This window comes from Leptospira vanthielii serovar Holland str. Waz Holland = ATCC 700522 (assembly GCF_000332455.1).
Taxonomy (GTDB): domain Bacteria; phylum Spirochaetota; class Leptospiria; order Leptospirales; family Leptospiraceae; genus Leptospira_A; species Leptospira_A vanthielii.
The window spans coordinates 93,809-120,230 of sequence record NZ_AOGY02000039.1; the positions used below are offsets into that span (position 1 = coordinate 93,809).

At 38.1% G+C, this 26,422-nt stretch carries 24 protein-coding genes; 14 read left to right on the top strand and 10 right to left on the bottom strand.

Annotated features, from left to right (window positions below):
* Positions 1–27: 27 nt before the first annotated feature.
* Complete coding sequence (locus tag LEP1GSC199_RS21770; protein ID WP_002980808.1) at positions 28–2,172, top strand: response regulator; 2,145 nt, start codon at positions 28–30, stop codon at positions 2,170–2,172.
* Here LEP1GSC199_RS21770 and LEP1GSC199_RS08835 read toward each other — a convergent pair.
* Both LEP1GSC199_RS08835 and LEP1GSC199_RS08840 read right to left on the bottom strand, forming a co-directional pair.
* A complete protein-coding gene (locus tag LEP1GSC199_RS08835; protein WP_002980709.1) occupies positions 2,156–2,551 on the bottom strand; it encodes an ExbD/TolR family protein in 396 nt (131 codons plus the stop codon). The two genes, LEP1GSC199_RS21770 and LEP1GSC199_RS08835, sit on opposite strands and share 17 nt — an antisense overlap.
* Positions 2,552–2,556: 5 nt before the next feature.
* Positions 2,557–2,904, bottom strand: coding sequence for a MotA/TolQ/ExbB proton channel family protein (locus tag LEP1GSC199_RS08840; protein ID WP_232420738.1), 348 nt, complete (start codon positions 2,902–2,904; stop codon positions 2,557–2,559).
* A gap of 124 nt (positions 2,905–3,028) precedes the next feature.
* On the opposite strand from LEP1GSC199_RS08840, the gene LEP1GSC199_RS08845 reads away from it, so the two are divergent.
* The 3 genes from LEP1GSC199_RS08845 (at position 3,029) to LEP1GSC199_RS08855 (ending at position 7,179) form a co-directional block, all read left to right on the top strand.
* A complete protein-coding gene (locus tag LEP1GSC199_RS08845; RefSeq protein WP_002980755.1) occupies positions 3,029–3,754 on the top strand; it encodes a ubiquinone/menaquinone biosynthesis methyltransferase in 726 nt (241 codons plus the stop codon).
* A 177-nt stretch (positions 3,755–3,931) separates the two neighbouring features.
* Entirely contained in the window at positions 3,932–5,704 is a 1,773-nt protein-coding gene (locus tag LEP1GSC199_RS08850; protein WP_002980838.1) for an LruC domain-containing protein, read from the top strand.
* A 62-nt stretch (positions 5,705–5,766) separates the two neighbouring features.
* Positions 5,767–7,179 carry a non-ribosomal peptide synthetase gene (locus LEP1GSC199_RS08855; RefSeq protein ID WP_002980736.1) on the top strand — a complete coding sequence of 471 codons (1,413 nt, stop codon included), beginning with the start codon at positions 5,767–5,769 and terminating at the stop codon, positions 7,177–7,179.
* A 7-nt stretch (positions 7,180–7,186) separates the two neighbouring features.
* On the opposite strand, the gene LEP1GSC199_RS08860 is transcribed toward LEP1GSC199_RS08855, so the two are convergent.
* On the bottom strand, positions 7,187–7,558 hold the full coding sequence (locus tag LEP1GSC199_RS08860) for a PAS domain-containing protein (RefSeq protein WP_002980601.1): 372 nt from the start codon (positions 7,556–7,558) through the stop codon (positions 7,187–7,189).
* A 30-nt stretch (positions 7,559–7,588) separates the two neighbouring features.
* The gene (locus tag LEP1GSC199_RS08865; protein ID WP_002980767.1) at positions 7,589–7,843 is read right to left on the bottom strand and encodes a hypothetical protein; all 255 of its coding nucleotides are present in this window, start codon (positions 7,841–7,843) and stop codon (positions 7,589–7,591) included.
* Between the two features lie 75 nt (positions 7,844–7,918).
* On the opposite strand from LEP1GSC199_RS08865, the gene LEP1GSC199_RS08870 reads away from it, so the two are divergent.
* Positions 7,919–9,169, top strand: a complete 1,251-nt coding sequence (locus LEP1GSC199_RS08870; RefSeq protein ID WP_002980607.1) for a methyl-accepting chemotaxis protein — start codon at positions 7,919–7,921, stop codon at positions 9,167–9,169.
* Positions 9,170–9,242: 73 nt separating this feature from the next.
* Positions 9,243–9,737: a DUF4442 domain-containing protein gene (locus LEP1GSC199_RS08875; RefSeq protein WP_039926450.1), complete on the top strand. Its 495-nt coding sequence runs from the start codon at positions 9,243–9,245 to the stop codon at positions 9,735–9,737.
* Between the two features lie 4 nt (positions 9,738–9,741).
* Here the strand turns inward: LEP1GSC199_RS08875 and LEP1GSC199_RS08880 are convergent, their stop codons facing one another.
* From LEP1GSC199_RS08880 to LEP1GSC199_RS08895, 5 genes are all read right to left on the bottom strand, one after another.
* On the bottom strand, positions 9,742–11,727 hold the full coding sequence (locus LEP1GSC199_RS08880) for a hypothetical protein (RefSeq protein ID WP_039926434.1): 1,986 nt from the start codon (positions 11,725–11,727) through the stop codon (positions 9,742–9,744).
* Between the two features lie 192 nt (positions 11,728–11,919).
* The gene (locus LEP1GSC199_RS08885; RefSeq protein WP_002980616.1) at positions 11,920–12,378 is read right to left on the bottom strand and encodes a TraR/DksA family transcriptional regulator; all 459 of its coding nucleotides are present in this window, start codon (positions 12,376–12,378) and stop codon (positions 11,920–11,922) included.
* Between the two features lie 8 nt (positions 12,379–12,386).
* Positions 12,387–12,548, bottom strand: coding sequence for a 50S ribosomal protein L33 (gene rpmG, locus LEP1GSC199_RS20850; protein ID WP_081431684.1), 162 nt, complete (start codon positions 12,546–12,548; stop codon positions 12,387–12,389).
* Positions 12,549–12,582: 34 nt separating this feature from the next.
* On the bottom strand, positions 12,583–13,527 hold the full coding sequence (locus LEP1GSC199_RS08890) for a bile acid:sodium symporter family protein (protein ID WP_002980721.1): 945 nt from the start codon (positions 13,525–13,527) through the stop codon (positions 12,583–12,585).
* A 22-nt stretch (positions 13,528–13,549) separates the two neighbouring features.
* Complete coding sequence (locus LEP1GSC199_RS08895) at positions 13,550–14,752, bottom strand: aminotransferase class V-fold PLP-dependent enzyme (RefSeq protein WP_002980843.1); 1,203 nt, start codon at positions 14,750–14,752, stop codon at positions 13,550–13,552.
* A 55-nt stretch (positions 14,753–14,807) separates the two neighbouring features.
* Here LEP1GSC199_RS08895 and alr point away from each other — a divergent pair, with 55 nt between their 5' ends.
* Complete coding sequence (gene alr / locus LEP1GSC199_RS08900; RefSeq protein ID WP_002980703.1) at positions 14,808–15,938, top strand: alanine racemase; 1,131 nt, start codon at positions 14,808–14,810, stop codon at positions 15,936–15,938.
* Between the two features lie 9 nt (positions 15,939–15,947).
* Positions 15,948–16,841 carry an alpha/beta fold hydrolase gene (locus LEP1GSC199_RS08905; RefSeq protein ID WP_002980815.1) on the top strand — a complete coding sequence of 298 codons (894 nt, stop codon included), beginning with the start codon at positions 15,948–15,950 and terminating at the stop codon, positions 16,839–16,841.
* Positions 16,842–16,890: 49 nt separating this feature from the next.
* Here LEP1GSC199_RS08905 and LEP1GSC199_RS08910 read toward each other — a convergent pair whose 3' ends face one another.
* Positions 16,891–17,700, bottom strand: a complete 810-nt coding sequence (locus LEP1GSC199_RS08910; protein ID WP_002980686.1) for a carbon-nitrogen hydrolase family protein — start codon at positions 17,698–17,700, stop codon at positions 16,891–16,893.
* 20 nt (positions 17,701–17,720) lie between these two features.
* Here LEP1GSC199_RS08910 and argB point away from each other — a divergent pair, with 20 nt between their 5' ends.
* The 6 genes from argB (at position 17,721) to LEP1GSC199_RS08940 (ending at position 26,394) form a co-directional block, all read left to right on the top strand.
* Positions 17,721–18,599, top strand: a complete 879-nt coding sequence (gene argB, locus LEP1GSC199_RS08915; protein WP_002980647.1) for an acetylglutamate kinase — start codon at positions 17,721–17,723, stop codon at positions 18,597–18,599.
* Between the two features lie 6 nt (positions 18,600–18,605).
* Positions 18,606–20,351 carry a SpoIIE family protein phosphatase gene (locus tag LEP1GSC199_RS08920; RefSeq protein WP_002980849.1) on the top strand — a complete coding sequence of 582 codons (1,746 nt, stop codon included), beginning with the start codon at positions 18,606–18,608 and terminating at the stop codon, positions 20,349–20,351.
* A gap of 15 nt (positions 20,352–20,366) precedes the next feature.
* Positions 20,367–20,957, top strand: coding sequence for a hypothetical protein (locus LEP1GSC199_RS08925; protein ID WP_002980598.1), 591 nt, complete (start codon positions 20,367–20,369; stop codon positions 20,955–20,957).
* A 422-nt stretch (positions 20,958–21,379) separates the two neighbouring features.
* Complete coding sequence (locus LEP1GSC199_RS08930; protein ID WP_157356614.1) at positions 21,380–22,954, top strand: tellurite resistance TerB C-terminal domain-containing protein; 1,575 nt, start codon at positions 21,380–21,382, stop codon at positions 22,952–22,954.
* Positions 22,951–24,264 (top strand): ATP-binding protein, encoded by a 1,314-nt coding sequence (locus LEP1GSC199_RS08935; RefSeq protein ID WP_002980839.1) that lies wholly within the window; start codon positions 22,951–22,953, stop codon positions 24,262–24,264. The genes LEP1GSC199_RS08930 and LEP1GSC199_RS08935 overlap by 4 nt, the downstream gene beginning before the upstream one ends.
* Positions 24,265–26,394: a DEAD/DEAH box helicase gene (locus tag LEP1GSC199_RS08940; RefSeq protein ID WP_002980704.1), complete on the top strand. Its 2,130-nt coding sequence runs from the start codon at positions 24,265–24,267 to the stop codon at positions 26,392–26,394.
* Positions 26,395–26,422: the final 28 nt, after the last annotated feature.

Consider the following 26,422-nt stretch of genomic DNA (forward strand, 5'->3'; position numbering starts at 1 on the left):
TTTTTTGCACCGAATCCTTCATGAATTGTGCACACAAAACAAGCTGCAAAGATTTTGGTTGTCGACGATAACGAAACCAATATTGAAATTATCACTCATATTTTGCTAAACCAAGGATATGAAGTCGCAGTGGCCTATGACGGCGAATATGCCTTAGAACTAGCAGAAGCACTCGATTTTGACTTAATCCTACTCGACATTTTGTTGCCTGGGATCAGTGGACTTGATGTCGCCAAACGATTACTTACTATGGATCGTTCCAAAAACACCCCAATTCTTTTTTTATCGGCACTGAATGAAACCAGTGACATTGTCAAAGGATTGGAAACAGGGGCTGTAGATTACATTACAAAACCTTTCCAAGAAACAGAAATTTTAGCAAGAATTCGAACCCATATCAAAATCAAAACTCTCGAAAAAGAAAGAATCGATCTTTTGCAAGCCATTCAAAAAGATTTGGAACTAGCAAAGGCAAACCAAGAAAATTTAGTAACATTCCAATTCCCACCTTCTCCACTTTATCAAATTTACACTTCCTACAAACCAATGGACTTGGTCGGAGGAGATCTTATCACCTACGATCTGTTACCTTCTGGAGATTTAGATATTTTATTTGGGGACGTGACTGGACACGGAATTGCAGCAGCTATGGTCTCTCTTATGGCTATCATTACTTTCAAAACCATGGATAAATCTTTTTTATCACCAAGTGAAAGTTTATATTGGATCCACAGTACTCTTACACCACTGATTAGTACGCATTTTATTAGTGCCATTTATATCCGCTATAAAGCGGAGGAAAACCTACTCTCCTACTCAATGGCAGGGCACCACAATATGTTTCTAATCCGAGATCAGAAGATCATCAAACTCGGGACCAAAGGTTTTTGTCTTATGATGTTTCCTGACCAACTCAACGCTGAAAATGAAGACCTAACTGGTGTAGAATTGGAATTTATCAGGAAAGATAAATCTACTTTTTTTGTAAGCCTAAACTCAACAGCCACCTACGACAAAAAAGGAAATTTTGTGATTAGTAAATCGACCGTATTTGATATCACCGACCGCAAACTAGCAGAAGATAAATTAAACGAATATTCGCAAAAAATCCAACTACAAAACACACGATTACAAAAAGCCGTGGAAGCCGCCATCAAAGCGAATCGTTCTAAATCCGTTTTCTTTTCAAAAATCACACATGAACTAAGAACCCCTCTTCATGCGGTGATTGGGTTTTCTCAAATTTTAGAAAAGGATCCAAACCTTCCGAACCACTTAAAAGGTTATGTGAATTCTCTTTATGAAAATGGAGTCCATTTACTCGGAATGATTAATGATATTTTGGATCTATCGAAAATTGAAGCAGGGAAAATGACAGAATCCAAAGAACGATTTTCGCTCGTTCAACTTTGGGATACTTTATTCTCCATGTTTTCCTATCGGTTTTCTGAAAAATCAATTAGTTTCGAACTTCTAAATCCAACTGTGATTGAATCCTGTTACTACGAAGCAGATTTACAAAAAATACGCCAAATACTTGTTAATTTACTTGGAAATGCTTTAAAATTTACAAACCAAGGTTCTGTCAGTTTAGAAATTCAAATCCAACGTACCCCGGAACATTCTTTCGATACAGTAAAATTCATTGTAAAAGATTCAGGAATTGGAATTCCGAATGACCAGTTGCATTCAATTTTTGAAGCATTCCAACAAACAGAACAAGGCAGTTCCTACAAAGAAGGGACTGGCCTCGGACTTTCCATCTGTCATCAGTTAGTTGAATTTTTAGGAGGTTCGATCTATGTAAAAAGTACCATTGGAGAAGGATCCGAGTTCTGGTTTGAAATTCCCTTAACTAGATTAGAAATCATTCCAGGCGAGTTGGTTCAAAAATCAAAAATTGGTCCCATACATACAAAGGAACTTGGAGGGACAACAAAACTGGAAGAATCTGAAGAGGAATTTGTACAAACTTTTTTAAACACATCGGCCCCAGAACTCAAACGAGAAATTTTGCAATTGATTCGAATTCAAAACTTTGGTCAACTCATCGGTGTCCTAAATACAATCAAAACAGAAGATAAAGGAAAAAACATCTTAGAACAAAAAGTAAAAAACAAAAAGTATAAATTTCTAATCGATTTGGTCCAGTCCTCTAATCCTTTAGAGTGACGATGTTTACTTTTTGATATCCTTTCGACTTTAATAAGTCCGTTACAAAAACAAAAGATTCAAACACGGCTCTCTTATCTACCTCCAAAACGATGGAAGATTTCCCACCCTCATTCATTGGAATGGCGAGTGTTAGTGAATCTTTGGATGTTTCTTTCCCATCAAAAAAAACTAAACCTAAATGATTGATTTGAATTTTGAACTTGGGAGATTCTTCCCCAATAGAATCCGTTTTTGTTTTGGGTAGGTCTAATTGCAAAGTTGATGTTGTTTCTGTAAACCTAACGGCTAACATCAAAAAAATTAATAATATAAACAATACATCGATGAGACTACTGATATCAATTGATGAATCCGAATTTGATTTACGGAGTTTCATGGGGTTTAAGAAAAATCCTTTACCATAAGTTCCGAAATGTATCGAATTTTGTTTTCAGCAAATCGGTGAAAATACAAAGAAGGAATTGCTACCAGAAGGCCAACAATTGTCGTATTCAACGCATCTTTAATTCCACCAGCGAGTACCTCTAAGCTGACCTTCCCTTGTGCTTCCATGGCACCAAAAGCAGAGTTAATTCCAATGACAGTACCTAAAAGTCCAAGAAGCATCGAAAGGGAAGCTATGGTTGGTAACCAACGTATGGTTCTTTCCAATGGGGAAAAAAACAATTCCAACTCTGCTTCCGTTGGTTCTTTGGGAAATACCTCTGAACGGAAATTCCGATTTTCCAATTTCCTTAGGCCCAAGATCATTCGAAAGAAAAAATAAAACGAGGTAAGCGAAAAACAAAAAAGAAGAATAAAAATCAAAATTGCGGGAATTGAAAATGTCCAATTCATGGATGTATCGACCTCTATGAACCAATACCAACTGCCATCCCAAGAAAAGAAACCCGAATATGTAAGAACCAATTTTGATGGAATCGCCAAAGCTTATGACAGATTCAACGATTGGAATAGTTTTTTCCTGCATCGGGTCTGGAAAGATTGGGTGGTGAGAGAGGCCAAAAAATCTGTCCCAGAAGCCAAATCTGCTCTAGATCTTTGTTGTGGAACGGGGGACATAACCTTTCGGCTCTGGAAGGAACCGCAACTGGAACGAATTGTAGGCCTAGATTTTTCCGAAAAGATGTTGTCCTTTGCCATCCACAAAATCCCAAAAAACCCGAGAGTCCAACTTCTCATCGGGGATGCGATGGATCTCAGCCAATTTTCGGATGGTAGTTTTGATATTGTGACTATGGGATTTGGTCTTCGTAATGTTTCTGACTTAAAAAAGTGCCTATTAGAAATCAAACGAGTGTTAAAGAAAGGTGGGGTTTTTGTCAATTTGGATGTAGGACGTGTGCGGCCAAAATTTCTTAAATTCTTTGCTGACTTTTATTTTTTCAAAATTGTTCCTATATTCGGGTATTTACTCTATGGAAAGGAAAATGAGATGTTTGATTATCTCCCTCATTCTTCTAAGGTTTATCCTGACCAAGAAACATTGGCAAATATCTTAAAAGAGTTGGGATATCGAGAGGTTCGGTTTCAAAACTTTGTTTTTGGGAATGCCGTGGCTCACGTAGCAACAAACTAAAGTTAGCGGGAAACAAATCAGATTTATGTCTGATTTGTTTAAGTTTTGATTCTTTTTTTCAGCTCTCTTCGTACTTCCCCCAAGGAATCCAATGGATTTCCCTAAATTCCGTAAAATGAACGTTGATTTTTTTACTTTTTTGTCGTTTAATTCCCTATGCAGGTAGGAAATCTCAATATGAAACGATGGTTAGTGCTTTTATCAATTCCGCTTTTAATTTTGGACTGTTCCAATAAAAAGAAGGGATTATTACTTCTCCCTTTTTTGGGGCTCGGTGACGGTTCTTCTACGGAGACCAAAGCGGCAGCCGCAAATACCGGTGACGGTACTTTTACAGTTGTTGGATTAGAAACAACAGATCCAACCCAAATTACGACCCCAACAGAAACCACTGGCGGTTCAAGTGGAGACCAAACATCTACCACACCGGGAACCGAAGTGACAGCACCCACAGCACCGGTTGCTTCAACGCCAGCACCGACAACAGTCAATAACGAAACCACAGTTGTAGTGGTAGACCAAACCAATGATGGCAACTTTAACTTTGAAACAAACATTACTGTTCCTGTAACTGTCGTTGTAGAAAACGAATCAGGACCTGTGGCCAACGCACCAGTGACCGTTACGGAAACGACAACTACAGGAGAACCGAATGTAGTGGGAACAGGAACTACCGATTCCAATGGATCCGTTACCATTCCGATTAGTGTTCCACCAACTGTTACCGCAGTAGAAGTGAGTATCATCGGTGTGAATCCGACTACAGGTGAAGTGGTAGAGATTACAGGATCAGCTCCAGTGCAACAACCCTCTACTGGTTCTGGATCGGAAGGAACTGTCGTTGTGGCTCCCGTTGTCAATGTAGACACAACCAATTTCCAACCTGTGAACGGTTGTGTGCAAGCAGTTGATTCTGATTGTGATGGGATTGCGAATGCTTATGATGAATTCCCAGAGGATCCAAGTCTTGCAACTACAGCACGTTCTGGTCGATACACGATTGCTTTCGAAGATATGTATCCATCTGCAGGCGATGCAGACTTAAACGACCACTCGACAATATTCAGCACAGAGATGGACAAAACTCCAACAAACAAAGTGAAGGTGATTCGTGGAACTTATACGCATGTTGCCAAAGGTGCAGGATATAATCATGAACTCAGACTTTCTTTGGATGTTCCCACAAATGCTACAGTACAAGTAAGTTATGTAGACGGAAATGGAAATCCATGGAATGGTTGTGCTGCTGCATCGAAATACACTGCAAATGTTGTTGGGGACTGCACTGGCGGGACTTTAAATGCAGCGCAACTCAAACGAGGAGTGTTAATCCTTCCAAGTTCTGACAAAACACTTTTCGGAAGCAAAAATGCTCCTAAAGCAGGATCTAATTTTACGATCAATGACTTTGTTCGCGGTGTAACTGCACAAGTTACGATTACATTTGAAGAGCCAGTGGATTTGAATGAAACCAAAAACCTAGTTGGTGGACATTTGAACTACTTCCTTGCCATCAACCAAAAGACTGATGGTGTGTTCAGACAAATTTATCGTCCAGGTTACTATAAAGACAGTAAGGGAAAGGATTCCTTTATCGACAAAAATGGTTTCCCTTGGGCCATCATTGTTCCAGGAGTTTTTAACCACCCAACAGAAGGTGATGACATTCGTAAACCTTCCACTTCTGGTTACATCTTCTTTAATTCTTGGATGCACTCGAATGGTGTGGCTCATAAGGACTGGTATTTACATGTAGACCAAATTCCAGCGCCGAACCGTCCGTCCTATGTAGTTCGAGTGAGTGATTTTTACGCTGACAATGGTTTTTCTGCCTACCTTCTTAAAGCTGTTCGCAAAAACGCTTTTGAAGTTTCAGCAAGTTTGATCGTTGTGGGAGCTGCCCTCGGGTTCCTTATGAAAAAACGTTTGGAAAAACAACAAGCAGCTTAAATATAAACCTACCTTTACAAGAAATCCTTCCTTCATTCTTTGGGGGGAGGATTTTTTGTTTTATGGCCTCTATTCTCCGATTTGCAAACAACGATTACTTTCTTTCAGGGAGTTTTGAATCCGATTTAGAATCTCAAAATCCTATCCTCGTGGATCCACTTTGGAAAGGAACCAAACTCGAAAAACATTTAACTACGTTCCCTCTCCCCTCAATGACTTCACCCAAGTCATTTTGTCTTGTCACTTCTGGATCCACCGGCCTTCCCAAAATAGTATGGAAAGAATGGAACGAGATAGAACAGGAAATTTCCTATTGGGTCAGTAATCCTGAAATCCGATCACTTTATACAAAGTCCGAAAAAGTCCATCTGCAAGTCCCCCTCTGTCATCTTTATGGATTACTCTGGGGATTTTTATTACCCAAACGATTGGGTGTTCCTATCGAGTACAACTCATCTTCAGACAATGGAAAACTCTGGATCACCTCGGCTCCTAAGTTACAATCGGCGTTAACACAAAGTAGACCACTTCCTGAATCTGCCGTGGTTTCAGGGATGAAATTTCCAGTTCCTTTATCGCGTGTTCTGCGAGACCGAGGGGGGATTTCTGTTCTCGAAATCTATGGGTCTACAGAAACTGGAGGGATTGGATATAGAGATCCACTCAGACAAAACAGGTTCCAAATTCTTCCAGGATTAGAAACAAAATTTCGGTCCGAAGAAGGATTAGAAGAAACGGAACTCCAAATCCAAAGTCCTTTTCTTTCCCATCAGTCCTTCCTATTGGGAGAAAAAGGTTGGGCCAAAGAAACATTACCACCTAATTCTTATTATTCTACGGGAGATTTAGGGAATTGGTCTGAGTTTGGATGGTATCTTTTTGGCAGAAAAGACAGAATCATCAAACATAATGGAAAAAGAGTTTCTCTGGATCGGATTGAATCAGAAATCCTTGGACTCTCCTTAAAAGGAGAATTTGTATGTGTTCCCATCTTTGATGGATTTGGACAATCCATCGGCCTTTTTTCTACGGGAACTTTACCTGCATCGGAAATTTTACAGATTTTGAGACGGGAATTGCCAGATAGCCATGTACCAAGGGTGATTTTAACCAATGTTACCATGCCAACATTACCAAATGGAAAACCAGACTATCCCACTATCACCAAACTTTGTAATGATGAATACCAAACAATTCAAAATCAAAAGTCAGATATAAAAACGCCTAAACCAAATCATTCTCATCATGTAAGTGTTTTAGAAATTTTAGAATCTATCCTTGGGATACAACCAGAACCAAATAAACATTTAGTATATGATTATGGGATGGAATCCATTCAATATATAGATTTGATTTTGAAATTAGAAAAGAAAATAGAACACAAAATTCCAGAGGAAGACAAACAAACCAGTTACTTCGCAAGTCTTTCTGGGATAGAAGAATATATTCGAGAAAAACTTTACTTACTCAAATGACACTCCACTACCTCAATTTCACAAATATCCAATTGGTATCAGATGTTTTATCATAATACAAATGGATCAGAACATTGGTAGGTTTCATTCTATATGTGAATACGTAATTAAAAGCCGTATCTAAGTTTTTTGTGACCATACCCTCTTTAAATTTTCCATAAAAAATTCTGTTGTTTGCACAAATGGCAACCTCAGTGAAGAAATTTTTACCAATCACTGTATCGTTAGGTAAATTTGAAAGTTCTGATTCATATTTGTTATACAATAGGATTTTTCCATTTCCATCCACCTTCACGATTCCGAAGGCAGCTGCATCCGCCTCTGCCTGTGTTAACGTTCCCAATTTATTAGAAAATTTTGCGTCTATTACTTTGTCCATAAGCTTCGTTCCAATTCGAATTGTTTTTTTTTACGTCTCATGTTCTGAATATAGGGAGTTTAATTGTTCTTCCATTCCCTGAAGGAGAAAAATTACTTCTTCCATAGATTTTGTATTTGTTTTTTCAAACAATAGTTCCTTTTCTGCATACAAAGTTTCTATTTGTGCGATTAAGTTCGTTGTCACTTTAACGAAACCAGTTACATCTTCTACACCACGCACTTGCTTGCGCAAAAGTTTGACCAGTTCAGAGTTTTCTTCTAGTTCTTTTTTTATATATTCCATAGTCTAATAGTTTAGATGGAGAATTAATGTTTTTTCTCTAAAAAAATATATATAAAAGCGATTTTTGATAACACAATGGGAAATAATAGAAATAAGTATGAAGTACTCAATGAAAAATACGAGGTTTATCCTCAACTCATTCGTTTAGAAAACTTTTTAGTAACAATCCTAGTTGTATTGACTATCACTATCATTCTGCAATCCTTCATTGGTAGAATCCCTACTCCATTTCCTATCTTGATTGCTCTCGGAGCAGCAATCTTAACAATCCTTTACCTTTTTTTACTCAATAAAAAACGCAGAATCCTAAAACTATGGATAGAGTCAAAATCCCAAACGGCTGATCCCGTTCTTTTCCTCTCTGAATTAGGGATTGATATCCATGAATATTCAGATTCCTTATTACAACACTGTTCTTCCCTCAACAAACGAATGGACGAAATCAGTGAACATATCGCAGATCTAAATGGAAAAATTCATATTGCGGGTTTGGACATTGACCGCGTTTATCAAATTGTATCACAACTGGCAACAGAAGAAGTAAAACTTATGGAGGCAGTGGGGAAAACTTCAGAAGAAATCGATATTATGTTTGATATTGTGAATATTGTCATCGCAGAGATTCAAAGTAGAAATGATACTATGGAGAATTTAGTTTTTTTAAGTCAGGACGGACGAATTAAGGTAGGTGATACAAATAAAACCATTAAAAAGTTTAGTGAATCTTCAGGAAACATTTTGAAACTTATTGATTTAATCAATGGAGTTTCAAAAGAAACAAACCTTCTCGCAATCAATGCTGCTATCGAAGCAACTCACTCTGGTTCAGAAGGAAAGGGATTCACTGTCATAGCGGATGAAATTGGGAAATTATCTACAATGACTGCAAACAACGCTAGACAAATCACAAAGATACTCAAAGAAAACGTGAATGATTACGGGAAAGCGGAAAAATTGGGAATTGAATCTGGAAGCGCCTTTCAATTCATAGCGGATGAAATTCATATTGTCCACGGCACCATTGCTGAAGTGATTCAATCCATTCAAGAATTGAAATCAAGAGGTGGGGCCATCCTTTCGAAAGCAAAAACACTGGATGATGTTGCAGAAAGAGTAAGGGATACATCAGGTGAAGTGTATGGTGAAATTGTAACCATACATACAAATTTAGAAGACATTAAAGGTCTGTCAGAATCAATCCACAAGGAATGTGAGGAAATTCGTGAAGAGCAACAAGGGATCTTACAACTCACTTTTAAGATGAAAGGACAATTACGGGAAATTTCTAGCCAGACGGATGAAATTTTAGGTATCTCTGAATTTTGATTTTTTTGATTTCTCTCTTTTCAATCACAAGAAATAGTAGACCGGTCATTCTATACTTTCAATTCTTGTGTTTATGAGACACAGAGATATTCTTCTTGAGTACAAAGTTAACCCCTTATGGCACTTTTTAGAACAAACTTATGGATTCGAACAAGCCTTTCGTATGTTCAAACCCTATGAAGGTGCCAACATCCTGCCAAAACTTGTGGATCCAAACACGATGGTAGTGACTATGCCACTTATATTATCAAACACGAATTATGTGGGGACACATTTTGGAGGATCCCTTTATTCTATGTGTGATCCTTTTTTTATGTTTTTACTGATGATGAATTTGGGAAAAGATTATATGGTTTGGGACAAAGGGGCAAAAATTGATTTTGTCAAACCCGGAGAAGGTACAGTCACTGCCACCTTCCATATTCCAAATAGTGAATTTGAAGATTTAAAAGAACTCTTAAAAAAAGAGAAAAAAACCATTCGAACCTATGAAACAGAAGTTTTGGGCGAAGACGGTAAAACCGTCGCCAAAATTACAAAGGATTTATACATTCGAAGATTGGTATAAAACTTTAAAACTGGATTCGGTTGTTTCCATCAAACCCAGACCTGGGCAATCGAAATTCTAATTTGGATCTAGACTTCAGTCGAATATAGGTTGCCCCCTTTGGACATTCTCCAGACCAAACATAACCTTGCCCGACTTCAGAAAATAACTCTTGTTTTATGGTCGTTCGATCAGAATTCAAAAATAGTAATTCTACCACTGGGCTTTTATTTGTGGTTTCTAAAAAGATTCGACCTGACCTCGCAGAACCAAATTCCGAAAGTTTCCATTCCCAAACTTTCCCGTGAAATTCATATTCATAGTTAGGTGGTCTTGGGGGAAGAGTAACTGCCGTTTGGTATTCTTTTAATTGGGTTTTGCGATACTCCGATCCAATTCCAAAATCCCAAAACCTTTGCGAATAAAAGAGTGCATAGTTCAAAGGTAAACCCACAGAAAGGATCAGGAGTAAGGGGGAAAACCAAATTGTCTTCCTGAATTTATCAAAAGACTGTGAGTATCCAGTCCCCTTTTCTCCGAGAAGGATTAGATAAAAACAAAGAAAAGCCCCATCCGAGTTTTGAAACTGAACTCCAAAAAAAAGTGGAATGAGGAGTAATGATGCCTGTTTCCAAAGCCCCCTCTCCCACAAAAACACTCCGATATAAAACAAAAAGACAACCGCACCAAAAATCCCTAAGTCATGTACCAACCAAAGATAGGAGTTAGGTGGAAAGTCAATCAGTTCGCTAGATGTTTTGGATCCAATACGAAAAGGATCAAGCATAGCAAGTGGAAAAGATCCAATTCCATTTCCTAGCCAAAGATTGTTTTTGATTCCTTCCATACAGATGGTCAGTAGTTCTGCTCGAACTAAATCCATTCGTTTGAGTGCTAAATATGGGTCTGATTTCCAAACGGGAAATGCGGTCATGGTTCTTCTGGATAACTCAACCAGTCCCCAATCCTTTTGTAAAAAACTTAGTCCATATAAAGTGAGAAACCCAAGGACTGGAATGAGTAAATACAATACAACCCTTGTGATTCTTTTTTTCGTGATCGATATGATCCACAAATCAGTTGTTATATGAATGATACCAATGGCATTGGAAATGGTCCACACCACCCAAAAGGCTTTTCCTTGTTTGAGTCCAAGCCAAGTCACAAAAAGAAAAGAAAAAATTGCAAGAACCAAACTGAATCTTTCTTTGGATTTACGCCAGTTGGTTATGAGTTTAGTAATCCATAATAACGAAAGAACGGGTAAAATCCAAGAAGCAGAACCTGAGTCTTGTAGAAGGCCCGTACTACGACCCGCCCTTACACTTTCTAAAGTCCCTTCGGAAAAAAAATCCAAACTCCAAAGGGATTGGATCGTCATTACCAGTAAATTGATTCCAAGTCCTAAAAAAATTCCGAACCGAATCTGCTCCGACAAACTATCCTTAGACGGTGTAGGCATAGACCTTTCTTCGGAAAATAAATATAGAATTACGAAGGAAGTAGGAACAAGGATCTTACAAGAAAGACCCATAGCTTCTCTGGAAGAAAGAGAGGGAAAATACAAATACTCTTGGATCCCAAGTCCTGTAACCAACCCAAGTCCTTGGTATTGGAAAAAACAAAGCACGGTCAAAATAAAAAGAAAAAGAACAAAACCAAAATATGTAGAATACCAAATGGGTTGGATGGATTTTCCCGTGGGGTTACGGATCATCCAATCGGTTAGAATTTGTTCCGATTGTTTGGGAAGAGAGGTTTCATTCCTGCCTAGAAGGACTAGGATGACCTCCCGGCTCCAAATCCCAAGGATGGCGCCAAAAAACAATCCTACGAGCTGGTAAGAACCCACCATAGGCTGTCCAGACAAATAGGGAAGCCGAAGGAAAGTAAAAACCCCAAGGGCTGTGAATATCCTTCCCCACTTCCTCTGATAGATTTGCGGAAAAAATCCAAAGGCAAATTGCAGAAAAAAGGATGGATAGAAGGATTGAGCCGGTACTGGCTCCACATACCGATGGAGGTTCCAAACAGAGAAAGTACAAAAGAAAAAGAAAAGGATATCTGAAATAGGTAACGAACGTAGGCGGCCTAAAAAACTCACGATAGAAAGAGTTTAGAGCGTGGCGTAGTGAATCAATTGTAAATTTAAAAGAATCGGGAGAATTCGGGGTGGGTTAGAGAAAAAGAATAAAGGATTCTCTTAATCTAGAGAATCCACATCCATTCCGGTCGCAGGATAGGCAGACAAAGAATCCATGCGGTAACCAGCACGATTTCGGCTCTTCGCCATTTGTTCTGCAAATTCTACAGTAAATCTTGTCCACGGAAGCGCCTTGAGCCTTGCGATTGGAATTTTTTTCTTAGTTCCTTCGCAGATCCCATAGGTTCCGTTTTCAATCTTTTCTAACGCAAGTTCGATCTCACGTAGAGTTTCAATTTCGTTTTCAGTCAAAACAGAAGACAAAGCTTCTGAATTGAGTTCGGATGCGATATCCGCAATATCCCCCATCTCCTTCAATCCAGAAAGAGAACTGGTGTCTTCCCATTGATTGAGTTTGATGAGAAGCGACTCTTTTTTCTCTTGGAGGAGCTCACGCACCTCTTCGATAAACTTTTTGTCGACTCCCTTTTCTGAAGATTTTGCAGCTGGTTTAGGCATCTTATCCCTTAGACTTTGGATTCCTTGTGATCAGTATGTGATTTGCAAAATTTGCAATATTTTTTCGTCACAAGTTTTTCCGACTTAGTCTTCTTATTTTTAGTCTGGAAGTAATTTGACCGCCCAGGTATCGCACATGGGACACAGGTTAGTTTTATGATTTCTCTCATAATTTATGCCATGACGTACCGACCCCATATATAGTCAATCGACAATAGCGGGTTTTTTCGGTTCCTTTCTGAAATAGGTCGCAAATAAACTTCCTAAGAGCGAATGTGTCAAACTCGATAAAGCACTAGGAATGGCGGTGCTCGGATCCAGAAAATGAGTCCTCGCGAGAACCGCTCCGAGCCCGGAATTTTGCATCCCTACCTCAATCGAAATGGTTTTTGCCGTTTTTGGGTTTTTGGTAAGATACAGGCTGAAGATCCCCCCTAGTCCAAACCCTCCCAGGTGCAAAAGAATCACTGCAAAAAAGATGCGAAAGTCCGACTTTAGGATGGTTTCCTTTCCACTGGCAATAATCGAAGCCACAATCATCGCAATGAGTAAAACCGAGAGAACAGGAAAGAAATCTTGTATCTCTTTTGTAAGTTTGGGGAATAGCGACTTTAAAAATAAACCCAGAGCCACAGGGACTAAAATCACCTGAAAGGTAGTGATCACAAGACCCAAACGGTCAATCTCCAATCGACTTCCAATGAGAAGGCCCACAAGAAAAGGTGTCATAAGGATTCCAAGGATCGTAGAGACAGAAGTTAAAGTGACACTTAGAGGAACATCTGCTTTGGATAAAAAGGCAATGACATTGGATGCCGTACCACCAGGGCAACAAGAAACAAGGATGAGTCCCACGGCATAAGCTTCCGGCAGTTGGAACAAATACCCAAGCGAGTAACCTAACATTGGCATAATGGTGTATTGCAAAACCGTTCCAATAAGAATGGGTTTTGGTTGTTTCAAGATCCGAAGGAAATCTTCTGCCTCCAGTGTAAGTCCCATCCCAAGCATAATGGCACCAAGACTATAGGTAATCCAAGGGCCTTTGAACCAAATGATCTTTTCTGGATATAAAAATCCAATGATTGCGATAAGTATTAGAACCAGAGGAAACGCATTCACTATCTGTTTAGAAATTTTGATAAACATATTTGATGGATTTACTTTTCACCTAACTTTGATTCAAGTATTCGTTTAAGGCGTCTTTCACTCGGGCCACATGTTCTTCTTCGATGGCAATGTGGGGTGCCATCCGTAACCGACCCAAACGAACAGCCGTGGTGATTCCTTTTTGTTTTAAAAAAGATTGGATGCGTTCTGGCTGGAATTTGGAAGGATCTTTATGGCCCGTGATGGCAAGGATTCCTGTTGTGACGGTGGGAAAAGCATCCGATTCCAAAGTAAATCCAAGGTCATGGAGTGTTTGTTTAAAAAGATCTGCGATTTCATAAATTCGTTCTCTCACTCGTGAAAATCCGAGAGTAGACAACATTTTGAGTGATGCATAAAAATAAATCCAATCATTGAAGTTGATTGTACTTTGTTCAAATTGGTCGGCGGCAGGTTTCCATTCATTTCGATAAGGAAAATAACTAGAATCGTTGACCACACTGGATTGGCCTTTAAAAATAAGTTGAAACCCTTTGGATTCTTCTTTAGATAAATACACAACCCCAAGCCCTAAGGGACCAAGTAACCACTTCCAGGCGGCAAAGGCACAAAATGCCACTTTAATCTTTCCAAAATCGAGTGCAATATGCCCTACGGCTTGGCTTCCATCAATCACAAGTTTGGTGTGATGGGTTTCACAAAGTTTAGAAACGGCTTCCATATCAAAAACTACACCCGTACACCAATGAACAGGCGATAGGCTAAGGATAAACACATCCCCTTTTTCTAATTCCCGTTTTAGATTGAGAAGAAAGTCTTCGGGAGTTTTTCCTACAGGAATAAATTCAAGTCCCACCCCTTTTTCTTTCCAATGTTCCCAAGGATACACATTACTTGGGTATTCGTTTTCCAAAACTAAAATCCGTTTTCCTTTAGGAATCTGGATGCTGTGCGAATAAAGATTGATCCCCTCACTCGTGTTATGTACAATCCCAATCTCAGAAGGGTCGCAAACCAATATTTCTGCGATATATCCTCGGATGGCGGCTTTGATCACAGGTTCGGCAAAACTGGGAGCAAAAATTCCGTACCTGGCATATTCCTGAAAGTAGAGGTTCATCATCTCAATGGCATAGGTGGAGACGGGTGTAGTTCCGCAATAGTTCAACCAAACGGAATCAGACTGGACAGGAAAGTACTGGGAGATCCCTTTCCAGTTTGCAAAGGGTGGAAACGAAGGAAGTTCGGAGTGATTAAGAGACATGCAAAAATAGAAATATCTGAAGCGACAGAAGAGAAAAGTAAAAAAAAATGGAACCGTGCTCTCTTCACGGATTTACCTCTCTCGGTCGGCGTTTAGTCACAATATCGCCCTTTTTCGCAAGCTGATTGGACCCAAAACCAAGTTTACAGCCATTATCAAATCCAATGCCTATGGGCACGGACTTCTTGCTACCGCCTCCATCGCTCTTGATGCCGGTGCGGATTATTTGGGTGTCAATTCTTTAGAAGAGGCCCTATCCATTCGTAAGGTTTTTTCTAAAGCAACGGTTCTCATTATGGGGAGCATTCCCAACCTAAAAGAAAGAAAGGAATCTCTCGCTGATGGAAACTTTTGGGTCATGGTTTCTCGCGTGGAAGAAATCGAAATTTTAAGCAAACTTTCCCCCACTCCCAAAATCCATTTGAAAGTGGATACGGGAATGTCTCGGCTTGGAATCCCAACAAATAATGCCGAAGTTCTTGCCAAAGAAATTTTTGAAAAAAAACTCCCTCTCTCTGGGATTGCCACCCACTTTGCAAGTACGGAAGATTTTACAGAACATAGTTATTCGATGTTACAACTTAGTAGGTTCCAAGATACCATCGACACATTCGCCAAACACGGGTTTATCGACCTAGTTTGTCACTGTGCTTCTTCTGCCTCTGCGATGTTATTTTCGGAGGCAAGGATGGATTTGGTTCGTGTGGGCATTTCTCTTTATGGACTTTGGCCGAGTTTAGAAACTAAACTTTCTCTCTCTCTTATGAAAAAAGATGTGGGGATGTTAAAACCAGCACTTACATGGAAAACACAAATCCAACACATCCAAAACCTAAACCAAGGAAGTTTTATTGGTTACGGGTCCACATATAAAACCACTCACGATACGAAATTGGCAGTTGTTCCCGTCGGATACTATGAGGGATTGGACCGGAAACTTTCCAACCATGGGTATATGTTAGTTCGCGGCGAACGTGCAAAAATTTTGGGTCGGATTTGTATGAATATGACAATGATTGATATCACACATATCCCAGATGCATCTATTGGTGATGATGTAGTCATTATCGGGAAGTCAGGAAATGAAATCATCTCAGCGGATGACCATGCGGCATGGACGGGTACCATCAATTATGAAGTGGTAACAAAAATTTTGGGGTCTTTCCCCCGCATCATTGAAGATTAGAGGAATTTTATGTCAGAGAGACAAATTTATAACTGGAAAAATCACAGACTCACTTACGTTAAACATAAATCGTTAAATCCAAAATCCAAAGAGACCATTGTTCTCATCGGTGGTTGGTGTTCTGCGGCAGGGTATTGGGGTCTTAACATTCCTTTTTTTCGTGAACTAGGAGATGTGATTGAACTCGACTTAGTAGGTCATTATCCGGCAGAAATCTTTGATCAAAAAAAAGGACTCACCCTTCAAGATTTTTTAGAAACACAAGCGCAAGGGATTTGGGCTTCTGCGGGAGAAAAGGACATCACACTCGTTGGCCATTCCACTGGTGGGATGGCGGTCCTTGCCATTGCTTCCCTATTCCCCCAAAGGATCAAACAAGTGATCTCCATTGCCCCTTACGTCCACGGTCCCGTTCCTGGGATTTTAAAAATCGGTGTGGTGGGACTTCGTGCCAACTTAGGTAGTTTTTTTGACTTTGGATTTAAAATTGGGAAGTCCCTCCCCAAAGCCTTACAAATTGGATTTTCCTATGGTGTTTACGATTCCACTGCATTTCATGCAAGAGAAGACATCAAACAGTTCCTAAAAGAATACAACCCACAATTTGAATGTTTGAACCCGAGGCAAATCCTTATGATCCTTGAGATGTTAGATCGCACCGACATCAGGCCCATTGTGTTTGGGAATAGGGTTCCGACCCTCATCATGCGTGGAGAAGAAGATCCTATCATTCCAGGAAAGGATGTAATGGAATTAGAAAGAACAACTCCTCATGTGAAGGCAGTGTTATTTTCTGAATGTGGACACTTTGTACACATGGAAAAACAAAAAGCAGCAGAAAAAGTAATGAAAGACTTTATCCTGATGAAAAAAACTTCTACGACCAAAAAATCGTTTTTTTAAACTAATTTCTATTGGGACTTCAGAAAATCTGAACCCAATGGGATAAACCTTAGAACAAACGATGGTTTAGGCTTGGAAGTTGGTTTCGAATATCGCTTAACTTTTGTAAATCGATATCTGCGATGACAAATCCTTCTTCATTGTCGATTTCATCCAAAATTTCTCCCCAAGGAGAAATGATAAGAGAATGACCAAAGGTTTTACGATTCCCATGAGGGTCATGAGTTCCTGTTTGGCCCGGTGCTAAAACATACATAAAATTTTCAATCGCACGAGCACGTAGTAACACATGCCAATGTGCTTCTCCCGTGGGAACAGTAAAGGCTGCCGGCAAAAAACATAACTCCACCCCCTTCTCAGAAAGAGCGCGAAACAATTCCGGAAATCGAATGTCATAACAAATTGCTGAAGAGATCTTTCCATATTCTGTTTGGATGACCTCAGGAACCTTTCCCCCACTTTCTGTGGAATTGGATTCGCTATAGTTGAATCCATCCCCTACCACCGCATTAAAAAGATGGGCTTTGTGATAACGAAATACTTCTTCGCCACTGGGGTTTACAATAACGGCAGTGTTGAATACTTTCCCCGTAGGGGCCTTAGTGGGAAACCCTCCACCCAAAAGATAGATCCTTAAGTCTTTTGCCGTCTCTTTCAGAAAGGCAGTGGTCTCCTCTTCGATTTGGCCAAGGAGATTTTTTTTCTCTGCTTCCGAACCCATAAAAGAAAAATTTTCGGGTAGGCCTATGACTTTGGCACCGGCACTTGCCGCCTCTTCCACAAGTTGCCTACACTTAGTTAGGTTATTTGAGACTCTTGCTGTACTTGTGACTTGCACTGCGGCGGCTTTAAATTTCATTATCATAAATGAGGTCTTTTATGAACCACCATTCTGAAAAAATCAATCATATCTTGGAAGCTCTTCCCTATTTGATCAATTATTCGGGGAAAACCATTGTCATCAAGTATGGCGGGGCTGCCATGGTGGAAGAAGAATTAAAAGCATCTTTTGCTGAAGATATTGTACTCCTCAAATACCTAGGGATCAATCCTGTTGTGGTTCACGGTGGTGGGCCCGAAATCAACGCTCTTATCAAGTCGCTCAACCTAAACACGCAGTTCATTCGTGGCCATAGGGTCACAGATGAACCCACAATGGAAGTGGTGGAGATGGTTCTTACTGGAAAAGTAAATAAACAGATTGTTTCTCTTATCCAAGAGAAAGGCGGAAAACCGGTTGGTCTATCGGGTAAAGATGGGGGGCTTGCGATTGCAGAAAAGTATCTGATGGAAGTCGAAGGGGAAGACGGTAAAGTTCAAAAAATCGATTTGGGCCTTGTGGGAGAAATTGCAGAAGTGGATCCCAATATTTTGCTCACCTTACAACGTGAAGGTTTTATTCCCATCATCTCTCCTGTTGCTATGTCTAAAGAAGGCCAAACACTCAATATCAATGCCGATACAATGGCTGGTGCGATTGCACAAGCACTCCATGCAGACAAACTCATTTTACTCACAGACACACCAGGTATCCTGATTGACGGCCAATTAGTAACGGGTCTAAAAAAAGCTGACATTCACGGATATATAAAAACTGGACAGATCTCTGGTGGCATGATACCTAAAGTAGAGTGTTGTTTGGGAGCGATTGACTCTGGAGTCAAACGAGCCCACATCATTGACGGAAGAGTTGCCCATTCCGTCTTAATTGAAATATTGACGAACCAAGGGATTGGAAGTTTGATCGAACAAGGATAGATTCGGATGCCTACTAAACTACTGACATTAAGTCTGATTTCAGACATTACAAGCCGAATCAATTCTCACGAAGATTTGGAAACACTACTCAGCGAAATCATGGGTATCACCCGCGATGTCCTTCAAACAGAAGGATCCTCCCTTCTGTTATATGACAAAGAAAATGATCAGTTAGTGTTTAACACAACTAGTGGCCTAAAAGAAGAATCCCTTGCCCACCTAACAGTTCCTAGGGGAAAAGGGATTGCCGGGATGGTTTTAGAAACTCTCAAACCAGAAATTGTCAACGATGCGGCCAACGATCCGAGGATATTCAAAGCCATTGACCAAAAAGTGGGGTATGTCACAAGGAACCTACTTTGTGTTCCGATGATTGTCCAAGGTGAAGTACAAGGTGTACTCGAAGCCGTAAACTCTTTGGATAACCGTGATTTCAATCATACCGATATCAAAATTTTAAGGTATCTATCTAATTTAGCAGCCATTGCTGTAAAGAACAGGCTTCTGATAGACAACTTGAACTTACGTGCCAACGAACTCAATTGCCTATTTCAAATTTCCCAAGCTCTTGCTAACATCCAAAGTTCTGACGAATTTATGGACCTTGCGGTCAAAACCATATCCGAAGTTTTACAAGTGGATCGGGTTTGTCTCAACTTCGAAAAAATTGAAAAGAAGGGCCTTCCCAGATCCAAATCCAAAGGTTTTTCAGACCAAATCCATGATGAAGATGTAGAAGTTTTACTCTATGCTGATAAAGCCGATTGGATGTTCAAAGGATTCAAAATCATTTCAGCAAACTCACCCCAAGGAATCCAACTCACTCACAAGGGGCTTTTCCAACACAGTCTCATCATTTTCCCCATTCTAAAAAACAAGGAATGGCTTGGTTCCCTTGTTGTATCGGACAAAACATCTCGCACTCGGTTTGATGAAATGGACATTCGCATTTTACGAACCCTGACCAACCAAGTTGGGGAAGCTTATACTGCCTTACAAGTTAAGATACAAAGTGAACGTTTAAAAAACATAGACCGCGACATGCAAGTGGCAGCTATGATTCAAAAACACTCACTTCCCATCATTCCAAAACAATACTCACTATTAGAGTTTGATACCTACTACCAAGCATCACGGGAAATTGGTGGAGACTTCTATGATATGGTAGTTCATGGAAAAGATGAAGTTTCTGTGATCATTGCCGATGTTTCTGGAAAAGGAACTCCTGCGGCACTTTTTATGGAATTTTCGAAAACAGTTCTACAACAAGAAGTTTCGAAAACCACTTCTACTAGCGAAGCTCTCTTCAATGCAAATAAAATCTTACAAGACAAATCAGGTTTCCTTATGTTTGTCACCGCTATGCTTGTACGGATCAATATGACCAAAAAAGAATTAACCTATTCTTCCGCAGGTCATAATATGCAAATTATCTATCGTAAAAAACATCATAAAATCCAACACCTTTCTGGAAAAGGCCAACCGATGGGAATTGGAAATTGTGAATTTTCCGAACATACGGTGAGTTACCTCCCTGGGGACTTATTGGTTTTATACACAGATGGTGTGACAGAAGCCATGAATTTGAAAGAAGAACTATTTTCGGAAGAAAGGTTAGAGTCTGTGATTCTATCTCATATCAATGATCCACCAGAAGTAGTCAGACAAGCAATTTTACAAAAAGTAAGTGAATTTGTGGGCGAAGCAGAACCCCATGATGACCTTTCTCTCTTTATTATTCGTCTAAATTAATAATAAGGAGTTTTTATGAAACGCATTCTATATGCAATGGCAGTGACCTTACGATTGGACAAACTGCACAAAGCCATGTTAGATGCTGTTATAGAAACACGTGTCAAAAACGCGCTACAAACATCTGACAAATTACGCAAAGAACAAGATCGTTTACGAGAAAAAGATTTTCGCAAACAACTAGACGACTTACAAAACAACCACAACAGTAGTTTTGAAAATTATAAATTAGAAACAGAAAATCTAATTCGTATTTTTAAAAACCAAATCTTGGTAGAAAAAAAAGAAGTTCTCAAAGAACGAGAAGTGGTGCGTGAAATGCAACGCCAATCCATGATCCGCGAGAACAGATTCCAACACTACATCTTACGTTTCAAAGAAATTCTATTTGTAAACAAAAAGGTCGTGGAATCCATCCAAAGTCTTGTCAAAGTAGAATCCAACATTGAAGATCTGTTACACGAAATTGATAACTATGATGAAAGCAAATTCATCAAAAAACCAGAAATGATTTTGGATACTGAGTTTTTAAAAGAACTCCACCAAAAAGAAGAAGAGATCAGGGACAATATCCTCAAGTTCCAAAAAAAAGTGGAAAACAGCTGATCGGGAAAATTATGTTAACAGATGATTCCTTCACCTGTTAACAGTTTTAACCGAACGAAAATTAGCTGAAAAGATACCCAATTAAATTAACCTCTCTTCCTTTGCAAATTTTGGCAACAAACGCAAACTTTTATTGAATTTTTCTTTACAATAACTTTAAGTTAGAGTAAGATTCTTTATCTGATCATGGAGTTAAACTAGGCCGAGAAAAGCTTTTGACATGCGTTTCTTTAATAAATAAGACAAAATATTAAAACTGTTTGAACCCACCCAGTTTTTACTTCTAAGTATTAATCGGAGGTATTTGACTTGTTCGCGAAAAAGCAACTGGATAGATATTATATCAATAAATGATACTTATTGTTCTACTGCTTATAACAGCCATAATTCTATATTCGATAGACGACAAAAGCAGAGAATTTGTGAACAAAATATTCTTCTCTTCAAATCGCAAAAAGCAAGATCGCCAAACCCATTACCCAGAAGAGACTATGAACCCGTCAAATAGTAGAATCTCAGACAATTCAGTCATTGATATTACAGACCAATACCGAAAGATTAATGCCGATAATAACCTGGATGTAAACGCACACCTTACTGCATCACTTATTAATAATTTGGACAAAAACAAGAGAACTGAAAATTTTTCAAATTATCAAATCAATGATTTCTACTATTGGAAAGTAGGCACGAAGTACAAAAAACAATTGAAACTAAGTAAAGAGCAAGTCACCTTGCTTAACAAACTTTGGTTTCCATATAGCACCTTTTGCCGCATTGAATTTTGCTTAATTGCAATAATAAAGTTATACATACATCTTTTTGATGGACTTCAAAAAATTTACAATCTAGAAGGCACAAATACTGAAGAACGGTTTTCACAAGTTACTGACATAATATTACGGAAAGAATTCAAATATAAAGCAGGAAGTCCAAACTATAAGTTCAATTATGAAATTAGAAATATCGAACTATACAATCTAATTTTCAAACATTGCGAAAACACAGTAAGAGAATATTATGCGCATAAACGAAAGCGCAATGTCGAAATATTCTATGAGAACGAAGAATTGCAAAGCGAAATAGAAACAAAAATAATTTCAAAAGTGAAAATGCTGTTACCTTCGCTAATTGCAAACATTGAAGTGCCAGACGAAGCGACAGAAATTGAACTTAATGCACAGAATACTACACGCTGGAGAATCAAACTAAAAGAATTAATATCTACTTTTACAGGGGATGCAGAAAAATTTGGAAATTTAGTCATATTAGTGGGGATACAAAATAAAAAGAATCCCGCAGCAAAAAACATATTTTTTGAAGCAGCAAAGTTCATTTCAAAACATGACAGGAAAACTGCGCTCAATCTATACCTTCATTATTTAAATCAGGATTTATTATCCCAAAAGTTTGAAAATAAACAAATCCCTAAATCTATCCTAAAAAGTTTTTTCAGGACCAAAGAACAGTTGCAGGATTTCAATAACATAGCAAATGACCTAGTAAGCGACAGGAACATTGACAAAGCACTAGAAAATGTTGCAAAGATTTTCGAAATCAAGCGAAAAGAAGTTAAACTGAATACTATCTTGATTAATGAAGTGCGAGAACGACATTCAGGAACTGTTGAGCTTTTAAACGTATACTTACAAGATGAAACAAATGTTGACACACACGCAACTGAGTCAAGGGAAGTAAGAAAAGAAATCCACGAAATTCATGAAGAATATTCAGATATGCGCATGTTTGCTTCTACTCAAGACCTGAAATTCAGCCAAAACCAACAAGAAATCTTAGAGCTATTTGCCAGGAATAACTTTACACTAAGTATTAGTTCAGTAGAAGCGTATGCGAAATCGAAGAACTTATTGTCAAATAATCTAATTGAAAGCTTAAATGATATTTGTTATGAACTCATTGATGACGTATTAATTGAACTAACAGAAGAATTTTATACAATAAACCAAGATTATTTTAAAAAAATTAAGGCAATATGATAGAAAATATTAAACCAAAAGAAGCTACATCAATCATAAATTCATTAGTGGGTGGTGTCGTTCCCAAAATAGGTGTTCAACATATCACGGTGGGTCGTTCGGAAGAGATTGAAGCCGCTGTGTCAGCACTAAACGATGTAAAAAATGGGCATAGTATTGTTAAATTCTGGATAGGTGATTTTGGCTCAGGGAAATCGTTCATGCTTCACTTATTAAATACTATTGCGCTAAAACAAAGATTCGTAGTAGCAAATGCAGATTTTACACCTGATAACCGATTGTATTCAAATGATGGGAAAGCAGTCTCTTTGTATTCAACTATTATAGATAATATTTCTATACAAACAAAACCTGAAGGCGGAGCCTTACCTACTCTATTAGAAAAATGGATTGAACAAGTTATCTTACAAACTTCAGAAAAGGAAAATATTCCATTAGTAGAAATACGAGATGAAAAATATTTAAAACTTATTCAATCCAATATAATGAAAACCATAAACGAAATAACCGATGTCTCTGGTTTTGATTTTGGAACTGTAATTTTGAAATACTACGAAGGGTATATTAAGGATGAAGACCACTTAAAACGGGGTGCATTAAAATGGCTGAAAGGAGAATACAAAACGAAAACTGAGGCAAAACAAGACTTAGGTGTAAGAGAAATCATCAATGATCAAAATTTTTACGATATGCTTAAAAATTTTTGCAAATTGTTCGTAAATATGGGCTACAGTGGGTTTATGATAAATCTTGACGAAGTGATAAACCTTTACAAAATTTCCACTTCTATTATGCGTGAAAAGAATTATGAGAAAATTCTTTCGATCTATAACGACTGTTTTCAGGGGAAAATTACAAATTTATTCATCAATTTCGCTGGGACGAGAGAAGTCTTAGAAAATGAGCGAAGGGGTTTCTTTAGCTATAATGCCCTAAAAACAAGGCTTTCACCGAATAAATTTGAAACAGTAGATGCGAGAGATTTTGCCCAACCGGTAATACGTTTATATCCACTTGATCATAATGAAATCTTTGTTTTATTAAACAAACTGAAAGCAATCTTTGAATACAATTACAAAACAGGGGTACAAATAAGTGATGAAGAAATTCGCCAATTCATGGAAGAATTATTCAATAAACCAGGCGCTTCTGAGTTTTTGACTCCAAGAGAAGTTATTAGAGATTTTCTAAATATCCTAAACATTCTTCGACAAAATCCATCAGTTGATAAAAGTAAATTATTTGCAGACATTAAAGTAGAAGACGAAAGACCAGATGAACATTCTTTAAATCAGATTGAAGAACTTTAAATGTCCTTTGAATTACTGTCAGAGCCTATACGAAGATATGTATATGATCAAAGGTGGGAACAGTTACGTCCAATTCAAAATGCTGCAATCGAAAAGCTACTATCTTCGAATGAAAATTATATTCTAGCTTCTAGAACCGCTTCAGGTAAAACCGAAGCAGCTTTCTTGCCGATTCTATCTAGGGTTGATTTTGCAGAACCAGGTGTCCAAGTATTGTATGTATCACCATTAATTGCACTAATAAACGACCAATTCTATCGCATCGAACAACTTTGTAAATATCTTGATGTTACTGTTACAAAATGGCACGGCGAAGCTAATAAAACGCAAAAAGATAGGTTACTTGATCGGCCAACCGGAATCGTGCTTATAACTCCTGAATCATTGGAAGCTATGTTTACAAATAAACCGCACAATATTAAGCATCTCTTTTCAAACATAAAATATGTAGTTGTAGATGAGATCCATTCATTCCTTGGGACTGACAGAGGTATACAACTCAAGTCAATTTTATCGCGGCTCCAGACTGAAAATTTACATTCTTTCCGTATAATTGGGTTATCAGCAACGATAGGTGACTATTTAGAAGCTAAGCGATTTACAGGAGATGAATCAAACACAAAGGTTCTATTGGACAGAACTCCCAAAGATATTAATGTGCTATTTCGCTATTTCAAAAATAAAACTGAAGAGTTACCATTAGAGCTTTTGAAAGATTTATATATTGAGACAAAAGATAAAAAAGTTCTAATTTTTCCAAATAGTAGAGGGCGGGTAGAAGAAATCGCTGTAAAATTAAAGAAAATATCTAATACAGTAAAAGGGCATGGAAATTATTTTTCTCATCATTCATCAGTCGACAAAGAAGTCAGAGAATATGTCGAATTTTTTGCAAAAGAAAGTGACCATCAAAACTTTTGTATATCATGTACTTCAACATTAGAGTTAGGGATTGATATTGGGACAATAGATGAAGTAGTTCAAGTTGACGCCACTCAAAGCATTGCTTCTTTAATTCAAAGAGTAGGAAGAAGTGGACGTAAAGATGGGCAAAGCAGTAATTTGTTTTTATATGCGACTAACGATTGGAGTTTACTTCAGTCTTTAGCTTGTTGGGCATTGTACAAAGAAAATTTTATTGAACCTCCTCAAATTAACGAAAAACCCTATGATATTTTGCTGCATCAAGCTCTATCTATTGCAAAAGGAAAGTCAGGTATAAATATTTCGGAGCTTACGAACCAATTGAAAGGCAACTTCGCTTTCAAGCAAATTGAACAAATGGAAATTGAAGAAATTTTGCACCATCTTATCAAGATCAATTTTTTAGAAAAGTTACGGCACGAGGTTATCATCGGTATTGAAGGAGAAAAAATTGTAAACAGTCGTGACTTTTATAGTGTTTTCAAAGTCGAAGAAAACTTTAAAGTACTTAGTGTTGGGAACTCAATTGGTGAAATTCCATTCTCACCGCAAGTGCAGGAAGATGAAAATATCTTGCTTGCCGCAAAAATTTGGAAGATCATATTTATTGATCATTCAGCTAAAAAAATAGAAGTTAGACCAGCTAATGATGGCAAAAAACCAATGTTCTTTGGCAGTGAAGTGTTAACTCATAATCGAATACGAGAAAAGATGTTTGAAATTCTCTATTCGGATGTAGAGTATACTTTTCTTGATCAGCAAAGCTTGGACGAAATTAAAAATTTGAGGAACTTTTTTGCTTCTTTTAAAATTCAAAATCTCAAAGCAGAAAAACCATTGCTCATTGCAAATAATTCTTTAACCCTCTATACATTTACAGGTACAAAAATTAATAGAACTATACAATTTCTTTTAGATATTGCTGGATTTAAAAATCAATTAGAATACAATAATTGCTCTTTTGAGATTAAAGCCTCCAAAGAAGTAATACAGTCCAAATGGAATTCTTTAGTTACGCCAATTCTAAATATTGACAAACATATTTTTTCACTGTTGCAATCTAATCCTAGTATTCTGGATTTCTCAAAATGGGGAAGTTTTCTACCTGATCACTTTAAAGTAATGCTCATTAAAAATAGATACTTTGATTTCAAAGAAACAGAAGAATTCCTGACAAGGACAACACTAATCGAAAATCATAGATAATTTTTATCATCTATTTAATTAGGTTACC